Genomic DNA, 10,773 nt, shown 5'->3' with positions numbered 1-10,773 from the left:
TGGCACCGATTACTGGATCAACGAAAAATCCGCGCTGCGTGCCGATATCCGTTGGATCGATATCAACAGCGACGTCTATCTGAACGGCAAGAAGATCGGCAAGCTTGACGTCGATCCGGTGGTCGTCGGCGCCTCTTATGTGATGAAATTCTAAGACCGCGAGGATGCCCGGCCAAGCTGGTCGGGCATCCAGGTTCTGGGATTTGCGCCCCCTGCGAGCCGCCTTGTGGAATGGGGCAATGCCCGTCCTCACATTGGCTGCTCGCGGGCTGCGCATCTTAGTTGTTCGCCTTGAGATATTGCTCGAGATACAAAGCCTGACGTCCGGTCAATGTCATGAGACACGCACTGACCGCGGGGCCCGAGCCGCTGCCGCCGTCCCATTGCGCCTCATCGAACTTGCAGGCCGCATCGCGGTAGCTGACCCAGTTGCGTTGCATCTGCTGCAAGCGCTGCACCCGTTCGGGTTTGACCGCCGAGCCCAGGGACGCCAGATTGGCATCCGCGGCCTTTTGTTCCTCGACCAGCGTTTTATAGGTGCCGTTCAGGCGATTATCCCAATCTGTCGCCTCTAGGGTAAGGCATTGCACCATGCCAACCGTGGTCTGCCCCTTGGGTGTGGACATGCAATCATCGGATGCCGCACCAATGCAGACCGCACGCCCATCGTAATCGTTTTTACCGTCAAGGCAGTCTTGCAGGACCTCGGGGTGATAATCCGGCTTATCCGGCGCCTCGGCTATTGCCGGAGCCGCCACCATCACGCTTATGGCCAGGAAAATTGCGCGCATCAGCCTAATCCCATCAATTCACGGCCGATCAGCATGCGCCTGATTTCACTTGTTCCCGCGCCGATCTCCATCAGCTTGGCGTCGCGAAACAGGCGGCTGACCACCGAATCGTTTAAAAAGCCAGCCCCGCCAAACGCCTGAACCGCCTGATGGGCCTGAACCATTGCCTGCTCTGAGGCATATAGTACCGCCCCTGCGGCGTCCTGGCGCGTGACTTTGCCAGCATCGCAAGCCCTTGCGACCTCATAACTATAGGCGCGCGCCGTATTCAGCGCGACATACATATCCGCGATCTTGGCTTGCATAAGCTGAAAAGAACCGATGGGCTGACCGAACTGGCGCCGCTCGCGCAGATAGGGCACGACCGCATCCAGACAGGCAGCCATGATGCCAAGGCCGATCCCCGAAAGCACCAGCCGTTCATAATCCAGGCCCGACATCAGCACCCGCACGCCCCTGCCTTCCTGACCCAAGATATTTTCGGCGGGAACTGCGCAGTTTTCAAAGATCAGCTCGCCCGTATTCGAGCCGCGCATCCCCAGCTTGTCAAAATGCGCCGAGCTGGAAAAGCCGGCCATTCCCCTTTCGATGATAAAGGCCGTGATCCCCTTAGAACCCGCATCGGGTTGCGTCTTGGCATAGACGACCAGCGTGCTGGCATCGGGGGCATTCGTGATCCAATATTTGCTGCCGTTGAGGATATAGTGATCGCCCATTTTGCTTGCGCGCAACTGCATCGAGATCACATCCGACCCCGCCCCGACTTCGGACATGGCAAGCGCCCCGATGGCTTTGCCCGAGCATAGATCGGGCAAATATCTGGCGCGCTGCTGATCGGTGCCGTTCAGATTGATCTGATTGACGCAAAGGTTGGAATGGGCGCCATAAGACAGGCTGACCGAGGCACTGGCGCGGGCAATTTCCTCGGTGGCGACGGTATGGGCAAGATAGCCCATGCCCGTCCCGCCCCAAGCCTCGGGAACCGTAATCCCCAAAAGCCCAAGCGCACCCATCTCGGGCCACAGACGATTGGGAAAATGGTTATCCTGATCGATTTTCGCGGCAATCGGGGCAAGCCTGTCCTGGGACCAGCGCCGGACCAGCTCGCGCAGCGCGTTCACCTCTTCGCCAAGATCGAACTCCATTCCGGTCGCAAACATCGGCTGGCCCCGCTTATTGAACGAGTGTTCATTTAAATCATGCCGCAGGCTGCCTGGTGGCGTCAAGCGAACAAACCATTCCCCACGCCAGCCGCGCGCCGGGCCGCCCCCGCCATCCCAAGGCCGGCGCAAGAAAATCATCCGCATGGGTGCAGGCACGACCAAAGGCGCAGCGATTTCGTCTATCCATACAGAAACATTGACATTTTCTTTGGCTGGAGCCACGCTTTGGCTGATTGGCCCAGGTCAAAACTGTCTGTGAAATCATACGCCCGAGGCAAAATGCCCCCGTTCAGCCCGCATCATCCGCCGATCAAGGCCATCGAGACCGCGCCCTATGACAGGTCCATGGTCACGCTTTCCGAGCTAGAGCATCGGCTAAAATGCACTGCCGAGGCCCATCAGCGCTGGCTGTTTGAGGGTATGGCAAAATCGGGATATCCGGGTCTATCCTCGCTTGAGATCGCCTTCTTGCTTGATCTGGCAAACCAGCACGAGGCCTGCACCTTTACCGCATTATGCCACTCTGCCCGAATCGATGAGCCCCATCTTGCCCATTACGCCTTGCGCAAATTGCGCCAGCGCGGCTTGGTCGAGACGGGACGGCGCGGCAAGGAAAAGACCGTGGCCCTGACCCAAGAAGGCCACAGGCTGCACGCGGCCTTTCACGAACTCAACCGCAATCACATCACCAACGAGCAGGCGCGGCTTCCCCAATTGGGTCAGTTGGTGCAAGCCCTGAGTGATCTGACCGCGCTTTATGAACGCGCACGTCAGCAGGCCGCCGCACCCATCACCCCTGCCCCGACCAGCACCTCACAAAATGCGCCCGCCAAAACCCAGTCAGCGCATAACGAAGATGCAAATGCGCCAGCTGCACACAGCGACGCCGCGCAACATCCCGGCACACATGCCCATGTCGCCACCACCTCTGCGGCGGCCTCGGGCATGGCCTCGTCGCTGACGTCGTCATGAAGCTTTGCCTTGTGCGTCATGCGCCGCTGCCACCGGGGATCGGTCTGGCGGGGCGGCGCGATCTTGCCGCCGAATTTCCCGACCCTGCCGCTCTTGAGGCGCTGCGCACCCGTATCGCGCGGTTTGAGCCCGATCAGATTTGGACCAGCCCCGCACTGCGCTGTCGCCAGACGGCCACTGCCCTTGGCCTGAGTGCCACCGCGCGCCCCGAGCTATGGGAGCAGAGTTTTGGCAATTGGGAAGGTCTGGCACCGTCAAAGATCCCTGACCTAGGGCCTTTGTCCACCGAAGAGCTGGCCCATCACCGCCCCGAGGGTGGGGAAAGCTTCTGGGATATGGTCGCGCGCGTGCGCCCGATACTGGAAGAAGCCACAGGCACCACTTTGATCATCGCCCATGCAGGCACAGTGCGCGCCGCGCTTTCAATGGCCTTTGGCGCATCCGCGCTGTCCTTTTCCGTCGCACCTTTATCCCTGACTGTGCTTGACGGCGCCCCCGGTTGCTGGTCCATCGAGGCTGTCAACTGGACCGCCTGAACATGACCTTTCTGCAAGACACCCTGACCACCGCCTGCATCGCCCTAGCCATCGATGCAGCCTTTGGCTGGCCAGATGCGCTTTTCCGCCGCATCGGCCATCCTGTCACATGGCTCGGGCGGGTGATCACCTCTCTTGACCAAAGATTTAATCGTGGGAAGCACCGCTATTACAAGGGCTTGATCGCAAGTCTTGTCACGATTTCTGTGGCCACCATTCCGGCAATATTCCTAAGCTTTCTTCTGGCACCGCTTCCCTTCGGCCCGGTCATCTTGGGCATCATGGCTTGGCCTTTGGTCGCAAGCCGTTCGCTTTATGACCATGTCGACAGGGTGGCGCGCCCGCTTTTGGCTGATGATCTACCCGCGGCCAAGGATGCGGTTGCGATGATTGTCGGGCGCGATTTGGATGACGCCCCCCAACCCATCGCGCGGGCTGCACTGGAAAGTCTGGCCGAGAATGCCTCGGACGGGGTGATCGCGCCGCTGTTTTGGGCGGCAGTTTTGGGGCTGCCCGGAATTGCGGCCTATAAGGCGATCAACACGCTTGATTCCATGATCGGCCATCTGAATGCGCGTCACGGAGAATTTGGCCGTTTTGCCGCGAAACTGGATGATCTGGTCAACCTGATCCCCGCGCGGCTGACCGGTGTTCTGATTGCACTTGCGGCAGGGTCCGCGCGCTCGTTGCGGGTGATGCGTCGGGATGCGCAGCGTCATCGTTCGCCCAATGCCGGCTGGCCCGAAGCGGCTATGGCAGGCGCGCTTGGCGTGCGCCTGTCAGGTCCGCGAAGCTACGGCGGCCAGATCAGCCCCGAGCCTTGGCTGAACCCTCAGGCGGCTGACCCATCTGCCACAGATCTGCGTTTTGGGTTGGTGCTTTATCGGCGCGCAGTCGTGTTGATGGCGGCGCTGATGCTGGGCTCTTTGGCGCTGATCTAGCCTCTGGCATCAGAAATTTTGCGCAGCATGGCGGATCAGCTGTGGCCAAATGCCGCGACTATCATCACGTCACCCAATGCCATCGGTTGAAAAAGGCGGCCCCGCTATTGGGCCGCCTGCATCTGACTTAATCCCAGTCGAAGAAATCCGCCGGGGCTTTCTGGCGCAACTCGCGCGCCAGATCCGCGCCCATCGCCGGACCATCGGCGACCGGGCCACGCCGCTCGCCCGCGATCACCTCAGAGCCATCTGGGCGAAGGATCTCTCCGCGCAGCCACAGGCTGTCGCCCTCTAGCACCGCAAGCCCGGCAATCGGGGTCTGGCAAGAACCGTCCAGCTCGGCCAGAAAGGCGCGTTCGGCCGCGACACGCAGGGCGCTGTCGCGATCGCCGATCGGCGCCAACAGGGCCGCGATGCGTGCATCATCGGCGCGACGCTCGACCCCGATACAGCCCTGCGCCACGGCAGGCAGCATTTCCTCGGGTTGGATCGGCCCGCGCGAGACATGGGTCATATCCAAGCGCGACAGGCCGGCCATTGCCAGAAAAGTCGCAACAGCCACGCCATCCTCTAGCTTTTTCAAGCGTGTCTGGACGTTTCCTCGAAACTCGACCAGCTGCAGGTCCGGGCGGCGCGCGGCCAATTGGGCACGACGGCGCAGGCTGGACGAGCCGACGACGGCCCCCTGCGGCAGATCCGAGATCGAACCGAAATGCGGGCTGACAAAGGCGTCGCGCACATCTTCGCGCGGAAGATAGCAGTCGATCACCAAACCCTCGGGCTGGATCGTCGGCATATCCTTCATCGAATGAACGGCAATATCGATCTCGCCTGCAATCAAGGCGTCCTCGATCTCACGGGTGAACAGACCCTTGCCGCCGATCTCTTTGAGGGCGCGGTCAAGGATGCGGTCACCGGTGGTTTTGATCACCTGAATGACAAAGGCATCTTCGGGCAGATCATGCGCGGCCATCAGCCGGGCACGGGTCTCATGCGCCTGTGCAAGCGCCAGCACCGAGCCACGCGTGCCGATGCGAAGGGGGCGGGAGGAGTTGGGCATCTGTTCCATGTATGCGCCATACCCCCACGCCGCGCACTTGACAACGGGGAGCGGCTGGCGATGAAGGGACGACATAGGAGATGACATGACCCGCAAGACCATGCTGCGTGCCCTCGCCGGTGAACGCCTGCCGACCCCGCCGATCTGGATGATGCGTCAGGCGGGACGCTATTTGCCGGAATATCGGGCGACCCGGGCCCAAGCGGGCGACTTTTTGTCGCTGTGCTATAACCCCGAACTTGCTGCCGAAGTGACGTTGCAGCCGATCCGGCGCTACGGTTTCGATGCGGCGATCCTGTTTGCCGATATTTTGCTGTTGCCGCAGGCGCTCGGCTCGGATGTGTGGTTTGTGACCGGAGAGGGCCCGCGCCTGTCGACGATCACCGATGCCAAGGGCGTGGCCGATCTGCGCCCCGCCGCCGATGTCCACGAGAAGCTGTCGCCGATTTACGAGACCCTGCGCATTTTGCGCCGCGAATTGCCACAGGAAACCACGCTGATCGGTTTTGCCGGCGCGCCCTGGACGGTGGCGACCTATATGGTTGCCGGACGCGGCACCCCGGATCAGGGACCGGCCCATGCCTTTAAGGCAGCCGACCGCGCAGCCTTCGCCGCGCTGATCGACAAGATTGCCGACGGCACTATCGAATATCTGTCCGCTCAGGTCGAGGCAGGCGCCGAAGTGCTTAAGCTGTTTGACAGCTGGGCCGGCTCGCTCAAGGGGCAGGATTTCGACGACTTTGCCCTGGCCCCTGCAAAAAAGATCATCGCAGCGCTGAAAGCGCGCCACCCCGACACGCCGATCATCGCGTTTCCGCGTGAAGCAGGGCCGCGTTACGTGGGATTTGCCAAAGCGACCGGCGCTGATGCCGTGGCGCTTGACCAATCGGTTGATGCGCAATGGGCCGCAGCCGAGGTCCAAAAGGACGGCTGTGTTCAGGGCAATCTTGATCCGCGCCTGCTGGTTGAAGGTGGGCCGCGCCTTGTGTCCGAGACCAAGCGCATCGCCCAGGCCTTTTCGCAAGGCCCCCATATTTTCAACCTTGGCCATGGCATTACGCCAGACGCCGATCCCGAGAATGTCCATCGCATGATCGAAGCGATCCGGGGCTGATCCCTGGGTAAAGGACAAGCCGGGCCGTCGCGCCCGGCTTTTCTTATTCTCGCCGCGCTGTCCGCAAGGCGCTTTTCGTGCGGCGCCGCGGCTTTTGACCGACACCCTGCTTTTTTTCTGCTGACATAAGGACGACCCAAATGGGCTGGATCATCGCCACCTTGATCGCGGCTGTGGCGCAAACTGGGCGCAATGCGGCGCAGCGGCATCTGACCACGCAGATCGGCACGATGGGGGCCACCGCAGTGCGCTTTCTGTTTGGCCTGCCCTTTGCCCTGATCTTTCTGGCGGCCCTCTCGCTTTGGGTTGAGCTGCCACGCCCCGACCTCTCGGTCTTGGGTTGGGCCGCGCTGGGGGCGATGGCCCAGATCGGGGCAACGGCGCTGATGTTGCAAACCATGAACCTGCGTGGCTTTGGCGTGGTGACAGCCCTTATCAAGACCGAGCCGGTAACGCTTGCGGTCATCGGCGCGGTTCTTTTGGCCGAGCCGCTTGGGGCGGCGCGTATGGCCGCCATCACCGTCGCGACCTTCGGTGTGGTGATGATGTCTGGGGTGAACTGGCGTCAGGGCGGCTGGCAACCCATTGCAATGGGGGTTGCAGCAGGGCTGTTGTTTGGCCTTTCCTCCATCGGCTTTCGTGGCGCCATTCTGGCGTTGCCCTTTGGCGATTACCTGACCCGCGCCAGCACGGTGTTGGCCATGAGCCTGATCATGCAAACCGGCATCGTGCTGGGCTGGCTTTTGATGGCCGACCGCCCCGCCCTGCAAGGCATCCGCAGACATTGGCGGGATTCGCTTGGCGCGGGCTTTCTTGGCGCCTTTGCCTCGCTCTTTTGGTTTTTGGGCTTTGCCATGACCTCGGCCGCCAATGTCCGCACCTTGGCCCTGATCGAAGTGCCACTCGCGCAACTGGTGTCAGGACGGATCTTTCGGCAAAAGACCTCGGGGCGCCAGCTTGCGGGCATGGGGCTGATCGTGCTGGGTGTGGCGGCCCTGATCGCGGTCAGCGCAAGGGGCTGAAGGTTTCGCTTTGCGCCAGCGGCCCTTGCAGGCTAACAGATGGGCATGACCCTGCCCATACTCTCCTCCGATCAGGCCGAAGCCTGGGATGCGCTGACCCTTTTGCTGCAAGAGGCGGGCGTCGATCTGACCACCGAAGAAGTCATGCCCCCCGAGCCCGGCAAGGGCAGTGTCATGGCCGTGATCGGCAAGGCAGGTTCGGGCAAGACCCTGCTTCTGGCCGAGCTGACCCGCGCCTTGAAAGAGGCGGGCGTCGAGATCGTCTCGGGCGATTATGAGGGCAAGAAGCGCAAAGAGCGACGCACCGTCGCGGTACTTGCCCCCACCAACAAGGCTGCCTTCGTTTTGCGCATGCGCGGCGTGCCCGCGACGACCATCCACCGCATTCTTTATACCCCGGTCTATGACCCCGAATATGAACGGATTGCGGAATGGCTGACGGGGGTGGGCGAGCGCCCCCAGATCCCCGAGCTGTCGGACGAGGCGCTGGACCGGGCCAAGGCATTCTATGAATTGCACGCCTCGATCCCCGGCGCGCTGGCAGCGGCGGGGCTGCGCGGCTCGGATTTCATTCAGGGCTGGAAGCGGCGCGAGGATGCGCTGGACATTGGGCTGATCGATGAAAGCTCGATGCTGGATGAACGCCAGTTCGACGATCTGCGTGCCATCTTTCCGGTTCTGATCCTTTTTGGCGATCCGGCCCAGTTGGCTCCGGTCGGGCAATCGGGCGAAATGGTCTTTGACCGGCTGGCCACGAAGCAAAAGCTGATCCTGAACCGCATTCACCGCCAGGCCAATGACAGCCCGATCTTGGATCTGGCCCATGCGCTGGCCGACCCGCAGCTCGATTTCGCCTCTTTCGAGGATATGGTGCGCGATGCCGCGCAACGCGATTCCCGGGTGATCTGGGCCGAAAGGGTCGAAAGCGATCTGATGGCGCAAAGCCCGGTTCTGGTCTGGCGCAATGCGACACGTGTGCGGCTGATTTCGGCCTTCCGCTCGGCCTATGGCGCACCGCCCGATGCCCTTCTCCCCGGCGAACCGCTGATCTGCGACGGGCTGGAACTGCCGTTAAAGCACCGCAAAAAGCGCATCGACCTAGAGGCACGCGGCCTGATCAAGGGCGCGCAGGTCATCTATCTGGGGCCGGGTCGCAAGCCGGGCTTTTCGCGCCTGCATGTGATCGGTGCCGAAGATCCGCGCCTATCGGCCGCCTCGATCGTTAAGATCGAAATGCCCGATGTCGAAGAGCCCTTTATCCCCTTCGCCGCCCGTATGGGCGCGGCCTTTTTGCATGGCGCAGCGGTGACGATCCACAAGGCTCAGGGCAGCCAATGGCCCGATGTGCAAATTTTCGGCCCCGACATTTCTGCGGCGGCCTGGTCCAACCGCAACGAGGCCGGGCTGCCCTTGTGGAAACGCCTGACCTATGTCGCGATTACCCGCGCACAAGAGCGGCTTTACTGGGTCGTAAAGCCACGTCTGGCGCGCCCTTCGGGTCCATTGTCGATTGACCATCTGGCGGTGCCCACCCCTGTCCTTGAGCTGGCAAGCGAGGCCGAAGAGCAAAACGAAGGGTGATTGCACAGGCCTTAGTGTTTGCCGCCACCCCGAATTTGCTCGACCCGGATTTCAAAGGCCTCGTTCAGCGCCTCGCGAGGGATGGCGGTTTCCTGCGACAGGCGCATGATGCCGAAATGCACCCGCGCCAATTCCTGATAGTAGCGCGCGAATGTATAGTTGATCGTCGCCCCCGCCATGGCACCAAAAACCGGCGTGGCCTGAGCCGCAAGCTTTTGGCCCAGCGATACCGACAGTTTTGGCGCGACCTTGGAAATCAAACCCTGAATGGTCTGACCCGTAATCGACAATCGCGCGGCCAGTAGGCCCAGATCGGTGCCATCATCCTCGGCCAGCGGGCCGGCAGTGGCAAAGATGCGCAACGCCTCAAGGCGAACCTCATCGGAATTGGGATCAAAGCCGTGCTCGACCGCGATCTCCATGATCGCGCGCAGCAAAAGCGTGATTGTCAGCGGCATCTCGATTACGGCACCCGGAAGGCCCGCCAATCCGCCCGCAGCCCCTGATGCCGTCGAGAGCAGTCGGTTAAACCATTCGCCGCGATCCCCCAGCATCCGACGCGAGCGCGTGGCCGCGCTGAAGGCGCGGTTGAGCGCCCCCAAGGTGATCTTGTCCATCCGGTTGCGCACGACCTCGGGCAGCCGGTTCAGCAGGTTTTCCGCCTTGCCACCGATCGAGCCCAGAATATCCATTCCGATGCCGCCAGCATCCAGATAGCGCCGGACCAGCCGGTCCACCTCGGCATGGATGGTCGGGTCAGTTATCGGTGGCAGGATGGCCTGCGCGACGGTCGTGGGGCGCTTCTCGCTTGTCATTCAATGCCTCGGCCTTGGTTTGCGGCAATGCCGTCGCCCCGTCGGTGTCTGACGCCAGATCGACCTCGACGCAGGCGGGTTGCACTGCCGGGGTGTTTTCAATCTCGGCAAGCCCGGCCAGCACATCCGGCCGCGTCTCGCGCGTGACATCACCCTGCACACCAACCCATGCGCCGGGCTGAAGTTCCTGCCCCAACACACGGTCAGGGTTTGTCGGCGGCGGCATGCGCACATGGTCCAGCTTGTGAAAGCCAAAGCGGCTGTAATAGGGCGCATCGCCCACCAGCATGACCCGGCCCCAGCCCATGGCTTGTGCCCGTTTCAGGCTTTCCCGCATCAGATAGCCGCCCAGTCCCTCGCCTTGTGCGGTCGGATGGACCGCAATCGGCCCAAGCAACAAGACGGCATGGCCATCAACCTCGACGGGCCAATAGCGGATGGCAGCAATGACCGCATCGGATTGATTACGTAAAATCAGACACAGATCTGCAACCGCAGGCACCCCCTCTCGGAGACGATAGGACGACAAGGCCGTCCGTCCCGGCGCAAAGCACAGGTCATAGAGCGCTTCGACTTCAGGCGTATCTGCCGGTGTCTCGGGGCAAAGTTCGTACATCCCGCCTCCCGCTTGGATCGGCTTGCCCTATCATGCAATATTGCCAAGTCAAACCGACTGGGGCCATGGGTCGCAAAAATTTGCACATTCCAGCAATAGGTTCGTGTCCATAGAGGTTGTGGCAAACCGCGCCGACGTTGAATACCCCGCCGCATCAAGGAG

10 protein-coding genes and 1 pseudogene are annotated in these 10,773 nt (G+C 61.8%); 6 read left to right on the top strand and 5 right to left on the bottom strand.

Annotation, left to right across the window (positions count from 1 at the left end):
* Positions 1 to 278 precede the first annotated feature (278 nt).
* The gene (locus tag RTS12_RS09870) at positions 279 to 791 is read right to left on the bottom strand and encodes a lysozyme inhibitor LprI family protein (protein ID WP_312527980.1); all 513 of its coding nucleotides are present in this window, start codon (positions 789 to 791) and stop codon (positions 279 to 281) included.
* Entirely contained in the window at positions 791 to 1,951 is a 1,161-nt protein-coding gene (locus RTS12_RS09865) for an acyl-CoA dehydrogenase family protein (RefSeq protein WP_312527979.1), read from the bottom strand. Before RTS12_RS09865 ends, RTS12_RS09870 begins: the two co-directional genes overlap by 1 nt.
* Before the next feature lie 282 nt (positions 1,952 to 2,233).
* Between RTS12_RS09865 and RTS12_RS09860 the strand changes: the two genes are divergently transcribed.
* Genes RTS12_RS09860 through cbiB form a run of 3 tightly spaced genes read left to right on the top strand, consistent with a single transcriptional unit; the run spans position 2,234 to position 4,403 of the window.
* On the top strand, positions 2,234 to 2,926 hold the full coding sequence (locus tag RTS12_RS09860) for a winged helix DNA-binding protein (RefSeq protein WP_312527978.1): 693 nt from the start codon (positions 2,234 to 2,236) through the stop codon (positions 2,924 to 2,926).
* Positions 2,923 to 3,462: a histidine phosphatase family protein gene (locus tag RTS12_RS09855; RefSeq protein ID WP_312527976.1), complete on the top strand. Its 540-nt coding sequence runs from the start codon at positions 2,923 to 2,925 to the stop codon at positions 3,460 to 3,462. The genes RTS12_RS09860 and RTS12_RS09855 overlap by 4 nt, the downstream gene beginning before the upstream one ends.
* 2 nt (positions 3,463 to 3,464) lie before the next feature.
* A complete protein-coding gene (cbiB, locus tag RTS12_RS09850) occupies positions 3,465 to 4,403 on the top strand; it encodes an adenosylcobinamide-phosphate synthase CbiB (protein WP_312527975.1) in 939 nt (312 codons plus the stop codon).
* A gap of 127 nt (positions 4,404 to 4,530) precedes the next feature.
* Here cbiB and hemC read toward each other — a convergent pair whose 3' ends face one another.
* On the bottom strand, positions 4,531 to 5,463 hold the full coding sequence (gene hemC, locus RTS12_RS09845) for a hydroxymethylbilane synthase (protein ID WP_312527974.1): 933 nt from the start codon (positions 5,461 to 5,463) through the stop codon (positions 4,531 to 4,533).
* An 85-nt stretch (positions 5,464 to 5,548) separates the two neighbouring features.
* Here hemC and hemE point away from each other — a divergent pair, with 85 nt between their 5' ends.
* The 3 genes from hemE (at position 5,549) to RTS12_RS09830 (ending at position 9,180) form a co-directional block, all read left to right on the top strand.
* Positions 5,549 to 6,577 (top strand): uroporphyrinogen decarboxylase, encoded by a 1,029-nt coding sequence (hemE, locus tag RTS12_RS09840; protein WP_312527972.1) that lies wholly within the window; start codon positions 5,549 to 5,551, stop codon positions 6,575 to 6,577.
* A gap of 140 nt (positions 6,578 to 6,717) precedes the next feature.
* Entirely contained in the window at positions 6,718 to 7,599 is an 882-nt protein-coding gene (locus RTS12_RS09835; protein WP_312527970.1) for a DMT family transporter, read from the top strand.
* Positions 7,600 to 7,644: 45 nt separating this feature from the next.
* Positions 7,645 to 9,180 (top strand): ATP-dependent helicase, encoded by a 1,536-nt coding sequence (locus tag RTS12_RS09830; protein ID WP_312527968.1) that lies wholly within the window; start codon positions 7,645 to 7,647, stop codon positions 9,178 to 9,180.
* Positions 9,181 to 9,191: 11 nt separating this feature from the next.
* Here the strand turns inward: RTS12_RS09830 and RTS12_RS09825 are convergent, their stop codons facing one another.
* Positions 9,192 to 9,995 carry an EcsC family protein gene (locus RTS12_RS09825; protein ID WP_312527967.1) on the bottom strand — a complete coding sequence of 268 codons (804 nt, stop codon included), beginning with the start codon at positions 9,993 to 9,995 and terminating at the stop codon, positions 9,192 to 9,194.
* Positions 9,996 to 10,134: 139 nt separating this feature from the next.
* Positions 10,135 to 10,611, bottom strand: a pseudogene (locus RTS12_RS09820) (GNAT family N-acetyltransferase); the annotation flags it as partial.
* Positions 10,612 to 10,773: the final 162 nt, after the last annotated feature.

The organism is Paracoccus sp. (in: a-proteobacteria), assembly GCF_032007265.1.
Lineage (GTDB): Bacteria > Pseudomonadota > Alphaproteobacteria > Rhodobacterales > Rhodobacteraceae > Paracoccus.
Note: the sequence above shows the minus strand (reverse complement) of the source record. Positions and strands in the feature narration are given on the sequence as shown.